Here is a 16,566-nt window from a genome sequence, read left to right as displayed (position 1 = left end):
GATGTTCGACGTCATGGCCTTCGGCCAGTTCCACCGCCTGGAGCCGGCGGTCCGGCCGTACGGCACCGGCGGTCAGCTCGACGAGGCCCTCGCGGCGCGGGTGGCCGACCCGCTCTTCCTCCTCGCCCGGCAGTGGCAGACGGCCGAGTTCGCGGGCGAGGACTCCGGCTCACCGGTCTGGTGCCGCATCGGCACCGAGACCACCCCGCTCGACGCGTTCCGCGCGGGCGGCGGCGCGGCGGCCGTCCCGCTGCCGAAGGGCGTGCCGCTGGAGTACCTGGCGGAGGCCGGAGCCGCACCCGCCGACGCCCTCCGGGACCTGCCGCTGCGCGCCGCCGCCCGGGCCGGCCGGCGCTTCCTCGACACCCTGCGCACCCAGCCCGCCCTGACCGCCGCGCTGGACGCCGTCGACGAAGCGGTGCTCGCCAAGGCACCGCTGCCCGCGCTGCCCGCGGACCCGGAGAAGGATCCGCTGCGCCGCGACCCCGGTGGCCAGGCCCTGCGCGCGGTGCTCGCCCACCGGGCACCCGACGGGGTCGCGCTCGCCGGACTCCTGGGCAGCGGCTGGCACCCGCCCGACCTCACCGGGGCGCAGCGGACCGCCTTCGACCAGGCGGCGCAGCAGTGGCTGGAGTGGTTCAAGGGACGCCACCAGCCGCCGGTGCCGTCGAGCTGGGTACGCGAGCGGCTCGAACACCGCTTCGCGGTCACGGCGGCGCCGGGCGGCCGGCCGGTCACCCTGTCGGCGCCCGAGTACACCGGGGGCACCGCCGAGGCGTACGAGTTCGACCTCGACGCCGGTACGACACCGCTGCCCGCCCCGGTCGGTTCCCAGTCCGCGCAGGTGCTGCCCACCCGGGTGACGTATCCGGGCATGCCGGCCGAGCGCTGGTGGGAGTTCGAGGACGCGACGGTCAACCTGCCCGCCATCGGGGCGGGCGCTCCGGACCTGGCCCGGCTGCTGGTCGTCGAGTTCGCGAACCTCTACGGCAACGACCACTGGATGATCCCGGTCGAGCTGGCCACGGGCGCGCTGCACCGCCTCACCGGCCTCACGGTCGTCGACACCTTCGGGGGCGAGACGGCCGTGGACCCGGTCGAGGACCGCCACTGGTCGGTGTTCCGGCTGACCGACGTCCACGGCGGCAAGCCCGGACCGCCGTTGCTGCCGCTGCTGCCCACGGCCTCGGCCCGCGTCGAGGGCGCCCCCGTGGAGGAGGTGCTCTTCGCCCGCGACGAGATGGCCAACCTGGCGTTCGCCATCGAACGGATCGTGCCGAGCGCCACCGGCCGGGCGCGGGCCCGCGGCGACGAACCATCGGACGACGACCCCCAGGTGGCGCCGACCGACCCGGCGGCGCTCGCCTACCGGCTGGTCACCGCCGTCCCCGCGCACTGGATCCCGTTGGTTCCGGTGCCCCTGGCGCCGGACTCGGCGGCGGTGTGTCTGAGGCGCGGACAGATCCCCCGTTTCGGACCGAACGGCGACCGGCTGCCCCAGCTCAAGGCGGCCGGCCGGATCCTGGAACCGGAGGTTCCACGGGTGTTCTTCCGCGACGAGGAGGTACCCCGCTCGGGCGTGACGGCCCGCCGCGTGCCGGTGGTCGCGCGCGACGAGGACGGCACGGTCCGCTCCTGGGTGGGCCGCCGGGTCGGCGCCGGCCGGGGCGAGGCGTCCAGCGCGCTCGCGTTCGACGGAGCCGTACCGCCCGGGGGGACGGGATGAAGGCGAACCTGTACGCGTCGGCGGTGACCGTCACCCCCGACGCGGCGGAGATCGTCGCGACGGACTTCTACGGACGGCTCTACCGCTGGGACCGGAGGCACGAAACGCCCCTGTCCCCTCCGGTGACCCTGACGCAGCGGACGATCTGGGGCATGGTGCTGACACCCGACGGCCGGGAGGCCGTCACCGCGTGCAGCGACGGCACCGTGGGCCGCTGGGACCGGGCGAGCGGGCAGTCCCTGAGCACGCCGATCCCCGCCCACGAGGGCCCGGCGCTGGCCGTGGCCCGCACCCGCGACGGGGGCGAGATCGTCTCCGCCTCCCAGGACGGCACCGTCCGCCGCTGGGAGCGCTCGACCGGGGCCTCCCTCGCCGAACCGCTGCGCGGACACACCGGCTCCGTACAGGCGGTGGCCGTCACCCCCGACGACGAGGAGATCGTCTCGGGCGGCGTGGACGGCACCGTCCGCCGCTGGAACCGGACGTCGGGCGCCCCCGTCGGGGCGCCGCTGCTCGGCCACAGCGGACCCGTCCAGGTGCTCGCGGCGGGCTCCACTGGGCGGCGGTTCGTCTCCGGCGGCCGCGACGGCACCGTCCGCCGCTGGGACCGCGACCTGGGGCGGCAGGCCGGCGGGCCGCTGGTGACGGGCTCGCCGGTACGGTCGCTGGTGCTGACCGGGGACGGTGAGATCACCGCCGGCTGCGCCGACGGCACCGTGCACCGGTGGGACGCGGGCGGCCAGCCCGTCGGGCCGGTCCTCCCGGCCCACTACGACGTCGTGTGGGCCATGGCGACGACCCCTGACGAGACCGAGCTGGTCACGGCCGGCTGGGACACGATCGTCCTGCGCTGGGAGCGGATCACCGGGGTACCGCTCCGGCCGGCCAGGACGGACACCCGGATCGAGCCGGTGCCCCGCCTGGAACTGCACGGCAGCACGCCCTTCTGACCCGCTTCTCCCCCCTCTCCCCCCGGGAGCACCGATGCCCGCCATCACCATCGACACCGCGCAGCTGACGTATCCCCTCGTCGCCGTCCAGGGGCCCGGGAACGAGGGCGGGGGCGTCGCGTTCGTCGACGGTTCGGCCGATCCGCCGCCCGAGGTACGGCTGCCCGCCGGCACGGGCTACCGGCTTCGGCTCGGCGACGGCACGACGGCCGCTGTCGCCTTCGACGTGCACGAGGACGGCACCCTGGCCTTCGCGCCGGAGTACGACGCCTTCCTCGGCGGTCGCGGCGGCCGCCGGCTGACCGTACGCGGCGCGCCGGTCGTCGTCGACGCCCGGAGTCTGGACCACCCGCTCGCTCCCGACCTGCCGGGCGCGGCTCCGCTCTCCCCGGACCGGACGCACGCGCTGCGGCTGCTGCCCGCCTCCGGGTACCGGTTGCGGGTCGAGGCGGGCACCGCCGACGGGGAACTCGCCTTCTCCGTCACCCTCGACGGCGGGGTCACGCCCGCCTCGGAGTCGGCCGGGTTCGCCTCGGCCGTCGGCGGCGTCCTGACCGTCCGGGGGCGCACCGTCACCGTCGACGGGCGCGGACTCTCCCACGGACTGCTGCCGGTCGGCGCCGGCACCTTCCTGCCGCCGGACACCGTGCACCGGCTCACCCTGCTGCCGGCCGCCGGGTACGTCTTCCTCGCCGGTCCCGGTGTGGCGGCCGACTTCTCGTACACGGTCCGCCCGGACGGCACGGTCGACTACGACGCGTCGTGCGACCGGTTCCTGAGCGGACGCGGCACGGGGACGCTCGTCGTGGGCGGGTTCCCGGTGGTGCTGAGCGCGGCCGGCGCCGACAGCGACATCCTCGGCCTCGAAGGGCTGCCGGACCCGGCGCCCCGCCCACCCCGTGAACTGGCCGCCGTCCTCGTCCCGGCGAAGGGCTACCAGCCACGCACCGCCTACGGCGTGTGCAGCGGCTTCCGCGTCGGGCGCGACGGCACGCCGGCCGCCGACCCGGCGGGTGCCCGCTCGTACCGCGCCGGCGACGAAGGACCGCGAGCGGCGGCCGAAGGCCCCCCGGCCGGCCTCACGGTCCGGATCGCCCGCGCGGTGCCCGGCGGGCCGCCGCCCCGCGGCAGGGTGGCGTTCACGGCCGACGGGCGGCCCCTCGGCACGGTCCTCCTGGACGGGGTCGGCCTGGCGAGCCTGCGCACGGCGGCCGTGCCGGCGGGTACCCGGGAGATCGTCGTCGCGTACGAGGGGGACGACGCGCACCGTCCGTGCACGACGACGCTGCGGCTGCGGGAGGGGGCCTGATCGGCAGGCTGCCTAAGGCTTCCGGTCGGGGTCGCGGACCGGCGGGGAGCCGCTGACGACCCGTTTGCCGTCCAGGGTGTAGGCGCGGCGCCGCAGCCGGGGCGTTCAGCTGCAGTTCGAGTACGGACTGTTGTCGGTGTTGCTCGGGCCGCCGTAGGAGAAGTTCCACGTGGTGGTCTGGCCGGAGCACGAGTGCCCATAGGCGGTGAAGTTCCAGTTGCCCTTGTACTCACGGGTGTTCGACACGCCGGTCACCGGGATGTACCCGGCGTCGAACCAGTACGAGCCGTTGTTCAGTACCGGCTTGTTCGAGTTCACGGCGTAGTGCGAGCTGGACTTCACGTCCACCTGGCCGAAACGCCAGTTGTTGACGTAGTTGGTGTTCCACAGGTTGACCTCGGTGTAGGCGCCGCTGCAGTTCCATCCGAGGTAGAACTGGCCGATGGTCTGCGAGCCCACCTTGATGCTCTGGATGGCCCCGAGCACCTGGCCGTTCGCAGGGCAGCCTGCCGCGTGGGCGGACCCGGTTCCGGCGGTGGTGAAGGTGATGCTTGCCGCGGCGACGGCGAGCGCGGCCGAGACCGTACGTATACGGGTGGGTGTCCGCATGATTCCCCCTGGAGGCGTGTGGATCGACCGACGCGGCCTTTGACATGCCCATGATTCCACCGGGCCGGCGTCTGACCCAGGGCCGTTCCCGGCCACCCGTCCGCAGGGCAGGCCCGGTGTTTATTGAAAGTTTAAGCACCTTGGTTCTAGGGTGAGCGCAGGCAAGTCCTTGAAAGTTCAAGAGAGGGCTCGCCGTATCGCATCCCGTACGCGTCCCCACACGTGTCCCCCCATAAGGAGTCCTCGTGAAGTCCACCCGGAAGGTCTGGGCCGCGGCCGCCACCCTCGGTGTGCTCGCCGCGAGCGGCGTCACCGTCGCCGCCGCCGCACCGTCCGCCTCTTCCTCCGCCGCCTCCGCCTCCTCGCGCACCTCGAAGTCCGCCACGGCGAGCGAGGACGCGCAGCTGCGGAAGCTGTACAAGGAGGCGCTCGCCGAGGGTGGCCGGCTGGTGGTCTACGCCGGCGGCGACAAGCCGGGCCAGGCCGACTACCTCAAGAACGCCTTCCTCAAGCAGTTCCCGAAGATGAAGGTCGACACGGTCGTCGACTTCAGCAAGAACCACGACGCGCGCCTCGACCAGCAGATCGCCGAGCACAAGGTCGTCGCCGACGTCGTCCACCTCCAGACCCTGGACGACTTCCCGCGCTGGAAGAAGGAAGGCGCGCTGGAGAAGTACAAGCCGGTGGGCTGGAACAAGGTCTACGACAAGATCAAGGACAAGGACGGCTACTACACCGGCCTGTTCTTCATCGGCTTCGCCAACGTCACCGCCACGACGCTCGGCGACAAGGCGCCCGTCGAGGCCGAGGACTTCCTGAAGCCCGAGTTCAAGAACAAGCTCGTCTTCACGTACCCGAACGACGACGACGCCGTCCTGTACTACTTCAAGCAGCTGACCGACAAGTACGGCACGGGCTACCTGAAGAAGCTCATGGCGCAGAACCCCAAGTTCGTACGCGGCACGGCGGACGCGTCCGCGGCCGTCGGCAAGGACGGCTACGTCGCCAACTTCGGCAGCTCCGGCAGCTCCGGCGGCCTCTCCAAGACGAGCATCCCCGAGAAGTCGCCGTGGGTCGCCTGGCCGCAGACCGGCGCGATCCTGAAGGACGCGCCGCACAAGGCGGCGGCCAAGCTGTACCTGAGCTGGGTCCTGTCGAAGGGATACCAGGAGAAGTCGTACGGCTGGAGCGCCCGGACGGACGTCCCCGCACCGGCCGGCCGCAAGGGGATCTTCGACTACGCGAACATGAACCCGCTCGGCCTCGGCGAGTTCATGGGCGACCGCACGGCGCTCGACCGCTTCAAGGCGAAGATCAACCTCTTCGTGGGTGATGTGAAGGGCGCTGATCCGGCGGACCCGGAGGGGAAGCTGGGGCTGTACCCGGTGGACCAGGCCGGCACGCAGGGCTAGGCGGTACCGACGGCCCCGCCCGGGCGACCGGTCGGGGCCGGTCCGCGACGGTCCGGCCGGACCGCCGGTACGGCCGTGTCCCGAGGCGGCGAGTGTGCGCGCGGACACGGCCTGCGACGGCGGGCCCGGCGGTCCTCACTGGATCAGGTCGACATGCGGGTGGTCCGGTGCCGCCGGGCAGGTGTAGAGCTGCAGGTCGTAGCCTCCGGCGAGTTGGACCATGGCCGGGGTCGCGGCCTGCGGGCGGGCGGTGGACGGTGGGGTGGGGGCCGGTTCCTCGTACGGGCTCCAACTACGGGTGCTGTCGTCCCATTCGGCCGAGGCCACGGTCAGCAGAGGAGCCATCCCGGTGCCGCAGGCGGGGCAGACGCGGGGGACGGGGTCGGTGAGTCCCCAGCGCGTCCAGCCGCCGGCCTTCCAGCCGGGAGCCACGGACAGCTCGTTCCGGTAGAACTCCTGCGGGGCGGGCTCGTAGTAGGCGTCCGGAGCGGCGCCCGCCGCCTGCCACGTGCTCCACTTCCCCAGCAACGCCCGCGACTCCCCGTCCAGTTCCATGAGGTCGGGGTACTCGGTGACCTGCTCCGGGTCGAGCAGGCACGGCCGCGGCACGTAGCCGCCTGACTGGACCACGGCCGGCTCCGGAGGCGTGGTGAGGACGTCGGTGACGGCGGCGGCCGACCGCCGGAACAGCGCGGTCCTGGGCTTGGGCTCCGGCGGGTGGTCGAAGGGGCACCACAGCACCTGGAGCAGATCCGCCCGCCCGGGCGGGCGCAGTGAGGGGACGTCGCGTGCGTACAGCTGGGCCACGGGCAGCATGGCGACCGGGCCGTCGGGCCATGGGTGGCCGGCGCTGATCCGCCGGAGGACCGCCGTCTCCTCGGGGGTGAAGCGGGGGTGGCCCGGCGGTCTGCTCTCCGCCGCCGCCCGGATGCGCCGGCCCAGTCGCACGTCCTGTGGCGAGGTGGCCGGGTTCCCGTCCGGCACGTGCGGGCCGGCGCAGTACGGCCACGGTTCGCCGGCGGGCCACAGCGGTGGCCCGCCGACCGAGCTGTGGTGCGGTGACGGCGACCCGGGGCGCGGGTGCAGCCGGGTCGCCGTGCGCGCCAGCGGAGCCAGCCGCGGGAGGACGGCCGTGACGTCGACCGGTCGCGGCGGGGTGGTTCGGCCCGTTCCGGGCATTGCGGCTCCCTGGGGTGCGCGTCGGGCCGGATCGCGAGGTCGGATTCCGGCCGGAGGGCCGGATCCGATCAGTTTCCGAGGTTGAGTCCGCTGGTGGCCTGCGTGTTGGGGACGCTGGTGGTGAACATCAGGCTCTCCGTCCCGTTCGCACGCTGGACCTTGGCGCTCATGACGACCCCCGTGGGGATGGTGCTGGCGCCGTCCTGGTAGAGGGGCGTCACCTGGTAGAAGACCGCGTCGTCCGGCCCCATGCCGGGGTCCGCGACCTGGTCCTGCACCTGCTTCTCGTAGGTCCGCATGCTGGGCGTTCCGGTGTTCATCCCCACCTGCCAGCAGGGGACGAGGTTGGCCTGTCCGCCGTCCAGGATCTGCCCCTTCCCGCCGAGGATGTTGGCGATCAGGTGGCACCGGGCGATCGCGGCCGCGGGCGGGTGCGTGGCGACGAACTGCTGCGCGTCCTGCCAGCCGGTGATGTCCCCCGAAGCCGCGCTGCCCGTGCCGAGCGGGTTCCGCAGGCAAGCCTGCGCCCCGGTGGCCCGGGTACCGGCCGGGCTGCTCGGGTCCGTCCGGTTGCGGTGCGGGACCGGTTGGGTGCTGTTCAGGATCCAGCCGGCGCCGGAATTGGCCGACACGGTCTTCAGGCACGCGGCCTTCGGTCCGGTGAGGCGCACCGTGGTGTGCGCTCCCATGTCGCGGCACAACTCGCCGGACAGGAGCCGGACGTACGACACCTCCGGGTCGACGGCGGCCGAGTAGAAGCCGTCGGCCTGGTCCTTGTCGCTCTTGTCACCGCCCTGCCAGCTCTCGCGCAGGGCGAGGTTGCCGTGTTGGCTGAACTTCTGCGCGTAGTCGTTCGGTCCCGTGGTGGTGACGAGCCACTCGTAGCCGGTGGCCGGCGAGTTCAGGTCGAACCCGGTCTCCATGGCGACCGGGTGGTGGTCGGCCTTCTCCTTGAGCCTGACCCAGGAGACGCCGCACGGTCTCTCGCCCGAGTCCTTGGCGTGGGCCCTGGCCTGCTGGGCGGCGCGCCGCAGCACGACGTCCTTGGCGGCCGCCGGGATGGCGAGGGTCTTTCCGTCGGCCAGCCGCACGGTGACCTTGCCCGCGCGGTCCGGGGTCCCGTCGACCAGGCCGGTCACCCGCACCGTGGTCATGGGGGACGTGACGGTGCGTTCCGCCGGGCCCTTCGTGACGGTGCCCGAGCGGTCGGCGGGCGGTGCGGGCGCGGTGGCGGCCGTCGCCGTGCCGCCGAAGGCGACGGCGGCCGCCGTCGCGGCCACCGTCGCACCGGACAGGACGCGGCGCAGCCGGTTCGGCTTCCGGTCCGGCCCTCTGTGACGGCGGCGTAAACCAGGTATGGGCATGCTCGTCCCCTCTTCCTGTCTTCCGGTCGGTGCTATTCCGTGCCCGTCCTCGGAGGTGCCAGGGCCTCAACGGCCGCGGCTGCCGGGCGGGCCGGCTGCGGGGCGGGGTCGGGCCTCAGCCGCAGGGTGGCTCAGGAGGCCGGCGGGTGAGGCTGGTGAGGTGGTCGTGCCGTGTCGCCACGCGTCCGGCCCGCGGGACGACGGGGGTCTCCGGCGCTCGCACCCGCGCCCGGTCCGGAGAACGCCTCCGGGCGTGGTCATGAGAGAACGCTCCGTGCCGACCGGACGAGGCCATGGAGGGCCTGCCTCTCCTTGGGAGGGCGGTGTTCCTGACACGAGGTGCGGCACCAGTGATAGCGCGTGACAGGGGCCCGGCCACCCGTCCTTGACATGGTCTCCTCAATCGAAATGCCTGCCTCCGGCTCGAACGGGGTCACCGGAAGGCAGGTTCCGCCCCCGCCGGATCCCCGCGCCACGCCGGGCCGGCGATGGCCCGCCTCCGTCGTCCACGGACGTGTTCGGGCGGCGGTGCGTGCCCGGGCCGTCACGGAGCGCCGCACCGGCGCGGTTTGGGAAGGCGCAAGTCGGCCAGACGCCGTGACCGCTCGACGGCGGACGGCCACGTCGGCGGATGCCGAAGGCCGTTCCGGCAGCCGGCGCGCGGGGAACGGGCGGCAGTGGTTCCGACCAGGTAGCGCGTCCGCACGAGGGCGGCGGCCGAACGTCGCCGCGCACGGGGGAATTCCGTCGAGTCAGGGCGGGGCAAAGCCGCCGAACAGCCCATGAGGGGCTAGGCGTCCCACCCCCGGACCGGCCGATTCCGTCGTCATCAACCCGCCGCCGACGACGCTAAGTTCACCTCGATCGAGCACCGCTCCCACCACACCACTGGCAGGGATCCGGCCTGGGGACGCAGGGCACCCGGCCAGGGAAAGGGCATCGTGAATCATCTGAGATCCTCCGGCCGCCGGGCCAGGGGGCTGGTCGCCCTTGCCGTGACCGCCACCTCGGCGCTCGCCGCTCTCCAGTTCACGGCCGGCCCCGCCGCCGCGGCAGGGCACCCGAAGCCCGTCACCACCGCCGACCAGCCGAGGCTCGGCGACGCCTGTACCTCCGCCGACCTCGGCAAGCGGTACCCGTACGTCAAGAGCGCCCAAGTCCAGCCGACGATCACCCACTTCAAAGGCTGGTACGTCACCGAGGGATCGACGGGTTCCCAGACGGTCGAGACCAGCACACAGACCGTGGTCACGGTCCAGGTCGGCCTCTCCTCCAACATCCAGGGCAGCTTCCAGATCGGCGTGCTCGGCCAGGTGGGCGGGAGCCTGGGCCTGAACGTGCAGATGTCCTCCTCGACCACCAGCAGCCAGTCCAAGACGATCTCCTGGGACTTCCGCCGCCCCGGCTACTACGGCCTCTACGAGGGCACGAAGAAGGTCACCGGCCAGTACGGCAGCCTCAACTGCAACCGGGTGGACCTGGGTGACAACACCTACGGCCTGAAGTGGGTCGAGGGCCCCGACAGCGGCAGCTACACCACCTACACGACCCTCGAAGAGGGCGCGGTGCGGTGCGAGGACAAGGTGCCGGCGAACAGCATCATGCGCAAGGCGCAGGAACTCCTCGACTGCGGGACCACCGCCGTCCGGCGCGCCCACACGCCGGCCGTGAAGGCATCTGCGGCCGTGAAACCGTCCGCGACGGCGAAGGCACCCGCGGCGGCCAAGTCCTCCGCGACGCTGAACTCCTCCGCGACGGCGAAGCGGGACGCGACCGGCCGGCCCGCCCGCCCCGCCGCGTTGTCGGGCTTCGCCTGCGACGCGGGCTTCTACAAGATCGGCACTCCCGACCGGGCACTCTTCTGGACCGCGCCCCTCCTGGGAGCCGACTACGTCCGGCTCAGGCCCTCCACGATCTTCAGCGGCGACCTGGACCAGTGGTCGCTGTGCCACGGACCGGAGCACAACGGCATCGCCGAGGAGGTCCTCGTCAACCACCGCACCTTCATGTGCCTGGCCGTCCCGGAGCAGAACGCGGCCGACGAGGGCGCGCCCCTGATCCAGGCCGACTGCAAGGCGGACGACCTCCAGCGGTTCTACGTCTACCGCGACGTCCCCGGCTCCGGAAAGATCGGGGTCCAGAACAAGTACACCGGCTCCATGATCGGCCATGACCGCTACGCCGACGGCCAGCCCCTGCGCCAGTACAGCAGCGGCAAGCAGGACGGCACCGGAACGTACGTACTGGTACCGGCGTAGCCGCCCCGCCCGCCCGTCGGCGTGGGCAGGAGCACCGGCTGAGGAAACCCGGGCGGCAGTGGCGCCCGGGTGGACTCAGGCCGGTGGTGGCGAGCCGTGCGACGGGCCGGTGGTACGAGGCGACGGTGACGAGGCGACCGTCGAGGTCTGCCGAGCGTTGCCGGACCGCCTGAGGCGCGTCGGCCGACCGCTCACCCTGTGCGGATGGTGCGTCCGGTCACCTCGCCGGGCCGGAGCCGGACCCACAGGTCGCGTCGGCCTCCGGCCCAGGGGCGTGCGCCGGGCCGGGTGACCAGGTCTTCGATCGTGTCCGTGTCGGTGACGTGTTCGGCCGATCCGGTGACCAGGACGCTCCAGCCGCGGCTGAGGTGTTCGTCGATGTGGTCGGCCTCGAACGCCATCGGGCCGCCTTCCGCCGGGGCCGCCGCGTCGCCGGACTCGGTGCGGTAGACGATGGTGCGGCCGTCGACCAGGAAGTTCACGGGCAGGACGACGGGGGTTCCGCCCGCGTCGGTCAGCCCGACCCGGCCGATGCCGTGTGTGCCCAGCAGCCGCCAGCACTCGTCCTCCGACAGCCGTGCCAGCAGCGGGTGGGGAGCGGCTTCCCTCTTCCCGGGAGCGGCTTGCGGGGGGCCTTCGAGGAGTTCGGGGTAGGGCATTTCCAAGGCGGCGGCGAGCCGCATGAGGGCGTTGGGGTCGAAGTCGTCGCTCAAGGACTCCAGCCGGTCCAGATAGGCCACGGACATGCCGGCGCGGTGTGCCAGCTCCTCCCGCGTCAGCCCGAGTTGCCGACGGCGGACGGCACAGCGTGTGGCGACGGTGTCCGTGGGGTCCGCCGTGTCCCCGGGGTCGCCCGGTGGCCGCGAGGAAGGAGCCTGCGGACCGTCGCTGTGCATCTCCTCGACCTCCGCGTGCGCGTCAGGTACGCCTGGGGCCGCTGAGCCGCGCCCGCCCTCCAGGGGACCAGAGACCGACGGTCCGTGCCAGCGCTGCGCCGCCGTTCGGGACCGGAACCGGGCGGACGCCGTCGGCTTCCGGGACTTGGCGCGTACTCCGTCACCCTGATGGACGGTTCCCCCGAGGCGCCGTTCCGAATTCCGGGACCATGGGTACGGGGCCGGCTACGGGAGTGCGGAACATGGTGGGAGTCGTCGCGTACGGGGTGACCGCCGACGAGCGGCCACTGCTGGAGCGGGCCCTCGGCGGAACGTACGACCTGCGGTGTCTGGACCTGATCCTCAACCGGGACACGGCCGCGACCGCAGCGGGGCGACGTGTGGTGTGCAGCAGCGTCAACGACGTCCTCGACGAGGAGGTGCTGCGCGTCCTCGCCGACGGCGGGACCGAGCTGGTCACGCAGCGGGCCACCGGCTACAACAACATCGACCTGAGCGCGGCGCGCGCCCTCGGCCTGTCGGTGGCCCGGGTGTCGTCCTACTCGCCGTACGCCGTGGCCGAGTTCGCCTGGGCGCTCGCCCTCGCCGTCAACCGGAGGATCCCCCGGGCGGTGTCCCGCACCCGGGACTTCGACTTCCGGCTGGACGGCCTCATGGGCCGGGACTTCCACGGACGGACGGCCGGCATCCTGGGCACCGGCCGGATCGGCACCGCGTTCGCCCGCGTCGCCGCCGGATTCGGCATGCGGCTGCTGGGGAACGACGTGGCCCCGAGCGAGGAGTGCCGTGCGCTGGGCGTGGAGTACGTCGGCCGGGACCGGCTGTTCGCCGAGTCCGACCTGCTGAGCCTGCACGCGCCGCTGGTGCCCGATACCCGCCACGTGGTGGACGCGGCGGCGCTGGCACGGATGAAGGACGACGCCATCCTGATCAACACCAGCAGGGGAGGGCTCGTCGACGCCCACGCGCTCGTCGAGACCCTGCTCGCGGGGCGGCTCCTGGGGGTGGGCCTGGACGTGTACGAGGAGGAGGCCGGCGTCTTCTTCTTCGACAAGTCCCTGGAGGTGATGACCGACGACACGCTCGCCCGGCTGATGACCTTCGGCAACGTCCTGGTCACCTCCCACCAGGGCTACTTCAGCCGGGACGCCGTGCGACAGATCGTCGAGACCACCGCCCGCAACATCGCGGACCACCTCGCCGGCCGGACCGGCGACGACACGCTGGTCGCGCCCGGGCGGGCGGACGGGGAAGGCGGCGGAGGGGGGTAGCGCGGGGGCGTCAGCCGGCGCGGGAGCGTCGCCGTCCGGTCCATCCGGTCCCGTGCCCTTCCGGGCCGCGGACAACCGCACGATCGGCCGCGTCCGGCCGGCGAGGCGAAGGCGGTCACGGCGTCGGTCCGCTGCCGTAGGGGCCGTAGAGGTCGAGGAGCCGGGTGCGGGCGGCGCGCAGGCGGCGGCCGATGACCTCGACGACGTAGGTGAGGAGGGCGTGGTCGAGTTCGTGGTCGCGCTCGCAGAGGGCCAGCACCTCGGCGGCGTCGAACTCCCAGGCCCGTACCGGACTGATCGCCTCCGCGCCGAGGTGCCACCGGTGCGGCGGGCACAGCCAGGACCAGCCCAGCATGCGCCCCGGGCCGAGGGTCTCGACGACCGCGGGCCGGCGGCCGGGCACGTGGATGTCGAGGTTGACGTTGCCGGTGCGCAGGATCCAGAAGCGGTCGGCGTGGCCGCCTTCCTCGAACAGGCGCGTGCCGGCGTCGAAGGACACCTCGCGGCCCAGCTCCGTCAGCCGTTCCCGGGGCCCGTCGGGCAGGGCGGCCAGCACTCCCGAACGATTCACGACGCCGCGTCCTCTCCGTCACCGGCCGGGCCGACGACCGTCCGGCCCTCGGCGCGCGACTCCCGTGCCGGCGTCCCGTTGCCGTCCCCGTCCGGCACGCACGCCGTGGCGTCGGCGTGCGGCGATGCCGTCGCGGAGGGCATGGCGTCTCCTGCTCGCTCGAAGGGCTCGAAGGGCTCGGAGCCCGGAAAGCCCGATGCCCGAAGGGGCGGTGCTTCGAAGGCGGTGCTGCCCCCAGCCTGACCGCGCCCGTGGCGGCCCGCACGCCGAGCGCGTCGGAGGGGTGCGGGTCGACCAGGCGTCAGCGCGGGCGCCGCGCACGTGTACGGGCGGGTCGTGTGCTGCGCGCCGAGCGCCATGACGCGAGCGCCATCACTCCGCCCGTGCGCGCGAACGAGTGGAGCGGCGGCCCGTCAGGCCGTGCGGCGGCTGGCGTACGGCCCGTACAGGTCGAGCAGCCTGCTCCTGGCCGACCGCAGGCGTTGGCCCATGACGCCGACGACGTACGAGAGGAGGGCGTGGTCGAGTTCCGGATCGGTCCGGCAGAGGTCCAGCACCCGCGCCGCGTCGTACTCCCAGGCGCGTACGGGGCTTTCGGCCTCGGCGCCCAAGTGCCAGCGGTGCGGCGGGCACAACCAGGACCAGCCCAGCAGCCGGCCCGCGCCCAGGGTCTCCACGACCGCCGCTCGGCTCCCGGGCACATGGAGGTCGAGGCTGACGCTGCCGGTGCGGATGACCCAGAAACGGTCGGCCCGGCCGCCCTCCTCGAAGATCCGGGTGCCCGCGGGGAACGACACCTCACGGCCCAACGCCGTCAACCGCTCCCGGGGCCCCTCGGGGATGGCGGCAAGCAAACCCGTACGCCTCATGGTGGTCCGTCCCTCTCTCGGCGGGTGACGCGCCGCGGACCTGCCCTTCGCCGCCGCGGCCCGTCCGGCCGGTTCGCGTTCCAGCCTGCCGGGCCCGTGGGCCCGCGGGACAGGGCCGGACGGTACGGAGGGCGAGGGACAAGGGTCCCCCTTGACAGCGCGGGCAAGCGCGGGAGGCCCTCTCTCCCCGGCCCGTTCGGATGCCGGCCGGGCCGGGAAGCGGGGACCTTCGGCCTCAGGGCGGCACGGGTGGTTCCGCCTAGTGTTCACCGGCATGGACAACGACACGCCCGGGCGGTCCGGCGGGCCGGGGGAGGACCGGTGATCAGGCGGCTCCGTCCCACGGCCGGGACCGCGTACCAGAGTGACGCCCCGTCGGTGTGGTGGTGCGTCCTGACCGTGCCGCTGGTCCCCGAGGCCGTACGGCAGACGCGGCGCGACACGGCCATGGCCCTGACCGGACGGGTGGTCCCCCCGGACTCCGTCTTCGGCGGGACCGTGCTTCTGGTGGTGAGCGAGCTGGTGACCAACGCCGTCCGCCACGCCGCCCGGCGTTCCCCGACCGCCGACGTGACCCTCGCGGTGGGGGAGGGGGAACTCGCGGTCGGCGTCGCCGACCGGGACCCCCGCCTGCCCGACCTGTCGCCCGGAGCCCCCGGCGCCGGCCTGCGGACCGTCGCCGGCCTGGTGGCCGGCTACGGCGGCTCCCTCACCGTGGAGCGGCCGGCGCGCGGCCCGGGGAAGGTGGTGGTGGTGGCCCGGTTCCGCCTGCCCGAGGGCATGGGCCCGTATGGAGGGAGGTGTACCGGCGGCGACGGGCCGTGAGGTCCTGCGGGCGCCGTCCGTCCCTGCCGCGACGGGACGGGACGCGGCGCGACGGGACCGGACGCGATGCGAGTGCCGGCGCCGGCGGGTCTTCGGGCGGCTCTGACGCCCCGACGGCCTCGGGCAGGTGGCGCGATCGCGGCCGAAAGGGACCGGATTCCGGCCGGCAGGGACCCCCGGCCCGTACCGCGCCGGCGGTCGGCGGCCCAGCCTGGACCGAAGCACCACCGGCTCCTCCGTACGTCAGGGGCCGGAGAGAGGACGGATCCGCATGTCCCTACCGGAGACCGCCGCGCCTGTTCGGGCCGGCATCCTGGACAGTCTGGTGGCCGCCGCGGTGGCCGCGCCGTCGATGTACAACTCCCAGCCGTGGCGGTTCAGTGCCGATCCCGCCGCGCGCACCCTCGGGATCCGTGCCGTTCCCGGCTGGACGGCGCCGCTGGCCGATCCGTGGCGCCGGGCCCAGTACCTGGCGGTCGGCGCCGCCGTGTTCAACCTGCGGATCGCCGCCGCCGAGGCCGGTCTGACGCCCGCGGTGGAGTTGCTGCCCGAACCCCGCGACCCCGGCCTGCTGGCCAGGGTGGCCCTGCACGACGGTCCCCCCGACCGCTCCCGGCACCCTCGGCTGTACGACGCCATCCGGCAGCGGCGCAGCAGCCGGATGCCGTTCACCGGCCGGCCCGTGCCGGAAGGGGTCGTCGCCCGGATGGCCGCCGGCGCGCGGGCCGAAGGGGCCCGGCTCCTCCTGCCGGACATCGTCGGCGCCCGCCGGACCCTCGCCCTGACGGCGGAGGCCGAGCGGCGCAACCACGTGGACTGGGCGCGCGTCCGGGAGAGCCGGGCCTGGGTCGTTCCTCCGGGCGCCGGGCCGTACGGGATCCCCGTCACCGCCCTGGGCGCCCAGGACGCGCGCGGGCGCGTGCCGATGCGGGACTTCACCGGGGCGCCCCGCGCCTACCCCGTACGCCCCCTGCCCTTCGAACGCCACCCCCAGCTGGCACTGGTGTGCACGGGCTACGACCGGCCCCTGGACTGGCTGCGCGCGGGACAGGCGCTGGAGCGGGTGCTGCTGCTGGCGACCGCGCACGGAGTGCGGACCTCCCCCCTCCACCAGGCCCTGGAATGGCCCGACCTGCGCAGGGCACTGCTGGGCGGCCGCTCGGGGCGCGCGCAGTTCCTCATCCGTTTCGGCTACGGCCCGCAGGGGGCGTTGACACCACGGGCCGCCGTGACGTCCGTCATGGCCCACTGAGAAGCCCGCACAGAAGCCCGCACAGAAGCCCGCACAGAAGCCCGCGGAGGGGCCCGTTGAGAGGTCCGCCGCGAG

15 protein-coding genes are annotated in these 16,566 nt (G+C 73.7%); 8 read left to right on the top strand and 7 right to left on the bottom strand.

What is annotated here, in order from left to right:
• Position 1 precedes the first annotated feature (1 nt).
• Genes J7W19_RS00650 through J7W19_RS00640 form a run of 3 tightly spaced genes read left to right on the top strand, consistent with a single transcriptional unit; the run spans position 2 to position 3,985 of the window.
• Positions 2-1,726 (top strand): hypothetical protein, encoded by a 1,725-nt coding sequence (locus tag J7W19_RS00650; RefSeq protein WP_004940528.1) that lies wholly within the window; start codon positions 2-4, stop codon positions 1,724-1,726.
• Entirely contained in the window at positions 1,723-2,676 is a 954-nt protein-coding gene (locus J7W19_RS00645) for a WD40 repeat domain-containing protein (RefSeq protein WP_004940526.1), read from the top strand. The genes J7W19_RS00650 and J7W19_RS00645 overlap by 4 nt, the downstream gene beginning before the upstream one ends.
• A gap of 34 nt (positions 2,677-2,710) precedes the next feature.
• Positions 2,711-3,985: an Ig-like domain-containing protein gene (locus J7W19_RS00640; protein WP_004940524.1), complete on the top strand. Its 1,275-nt coding sequence runs from the start codon at positions 2,711-2,713 to the stop codon at positions 3,983-3,985.
• 105 nt (positions 3,986-4,090) lie between these two features.
• Here J7W19_RS00640 and J7W19_RS00635 read toward each other — a convergent pair whose 3' ends face one another.
• The gene (locus J7W19_RS00635) at positions 4,091-4,594 is read right to left on the bottom strand and encodes a hypothetical protein (RefSeq protein ID WP_004940522.1); all 504 of its coding nucleotides are present in this window, start codon (positions 4,592-4,594) and stop codon (positions 4,091-4,093) included.
• A 245-nt stretch (positions 4,595-4,839) separates the two neighbouring features.
• On the opposite strand from J7W19_RS00635, the gene J7W19_RS00630 reads away from it, so the two are divergent.
• A complete protein-coding gene (locus J7W19_RS00630; protein ID WP_004940520.1) occupies positions 4,840-6,006 on the top strand; it encodes an ABC transporter substrate-binding protein in 1,167 nt (388 codons plus the stop codon).
• 135 nt (positions 6,007-6,141) lie between these two features.
• Here J7W19_RS00630 and J7W19_RS00625 read toward each other — a convergent pair whose 3' ends face one another.
• Both J7W19_RS00625 and J7W19_RS00620 read right to left on the bottom strand, forming a co-directional pair.
• On the bottom strand, positions 6,142-7,185 hold the full coding sequence (locus tag J7W19_RS00625; RefSeq protein WP_004940518.1) for a hypothetical protein: 1,044 nt from the start codon (positions 7,183-7,185) through the stop codon (positions 6,142-6,144).
• 68 nt (positions 7,186-7,253) lie between these two features.
• A complete protein-coding gene (locus tag J7W19_RS00620) occupies positions 7,254-8,549 on the bottom strand; it encodes a DNA/RNA non-specific endonuclease (RefSeq protein ID WP_233478040.1) in 1,296 nt (431 codons plus the stop codon).
• Between the two features lie 941 nt (positions 8,550-9,490).
• Between J7W19_RS00620 and J7W19_RS00615 the strand changes: the two genes are divergently transcribed.
• Positions 9,491-10,807 (top strand): RICIN domain-containing protein, encoded by a 1,317-nt coding sequence (locus J7W19_RS00615; RefSeq protein WP_040888194.1) that lies wholly within the window; start codon positions 9,491-9,493, stop codon positions 10,805-10,807.
• Positions 10,808-10,998: 191 nt separating this feature from the next.
• Here J7W19_RS00615 and J7W19_RS00610 read toward each other — a convergent pair whose 3' ends face one another.
• Entirely contained in the window at positions 10,999-11,703 is a 705-nt protein-coding gene (locus J7W19_RS00610) for a helix-turn-helix domain-containing protein (protein ID WP_004940508.1), read from the bottom strand.
• Between the two features lie 245 nt (positions 11,704-11,948).
• Between J7W19_RS00610 and J7W19_RS00605 the strand changes: the two genes are divergently transcribed.
• The gene (locus tag J7W19_RS00605) at positions 11,949-12,974 is read left to right on the top strand and encodes a 2-hydroxyacid dehydrogenase (protein ID WP_040888222.1); all 1,026 of its coding nucleotides are present in this window, start codon (positions 11,949-11,951) and stop codon (positions 12,972-12,974) included.
• 115 nt (positions 12,975-13,089) lie between these two features.
• Here the strand turns inward: J7W19_RS00605 and J7W19_RS00600 are convergent, their stop codons facing one another.
• From J7W19_RS00600 to J7W19_RS00590, 3 genes are all read right to left on the bottom strand, one after another.
• Positions 13,090-13,545, bottom strand: coding sequence for a cyclic nucleotide-binding domain-containing protein (locus tag J7W19_RS00600; protein WP_004940502.1), 456 nt, complete (start codon positions 13,543-13,545; stop codon positions 13,090-13,092).
• A complete protein-coding gene (locus J7W19_RS00595) occupies positions 13,542-13,688 on the bottom strand; it encodes a hypothetical protein (protein ID WP_158688731.1) in 147 nt (48 codons plus the stop codon). Before J7W19_RS00595 ends, J7W19_RS00600 begins: the two co-directional genes overlap by 4 nt.
• A 270-nt stretch (positions 13,689-13,958) precedes the next feature.
• On the bottom strand, positions 13,959-14,414 hold the full coding sequence (locus J7W19_RS00590; protein ID WP_040888191.1) for a Crp/Fnr family transcriptional regulator: 456 nt from the start codon (positions 14,412-14,414) through the stop codon (positions 13,959-13,961).
• Positions 14,415-14,735: 321 nt separating this feature from the next.
• Between J7W19_RS00590 and J7W19_RS00585 the strand changes: the two genes are divergently transcribed.
• Together J7W19_RS00585 and J7W19_RS00580 are read left to right on the top strand one after the other, a co-directional pair.
• The gene (locus J7W19_RS00585; RefSeq protein WP_004940496.1) at positions 14,736-15,239 is read left to right on the top strand and encodes an ATP-binding protein; all 504 of its coding nucleotides are present in this window, start codon (positions 14,736-14,738) and stop codon (positions 15,237-15,239) included.
• A gap of 271 nt (positions 15,240-15,510) precedes the next feature.
• Entirely contained in the window at positions 15,511-16,491 is a 981-nt protein-coding gene (locus J7W19_RS00580; protein ID WP_004940492.1) for an Acg family FMN-binding oxidoreductase, read from the top strand.
• Positions 16,492-16,566: the final 75 nt, after the last annotated feature.

The sequence above is a fragment of the Streptomyces mobaraensis NBRC 13819 = DSM 40847 genome (genome assembly GCF_017916255.1).
Taxonomy (GTDB): Bacteria; Actinomycetota; Actinomycetes; order Streptomycetales; family Streptomycetaceae; genus Streptomyces; species Streptomyces mobaraensis.
Note: the sequence above shows the minus strand (reverse complement) of the source record. Positions and strands in the feature narration are given on the sequence as shown.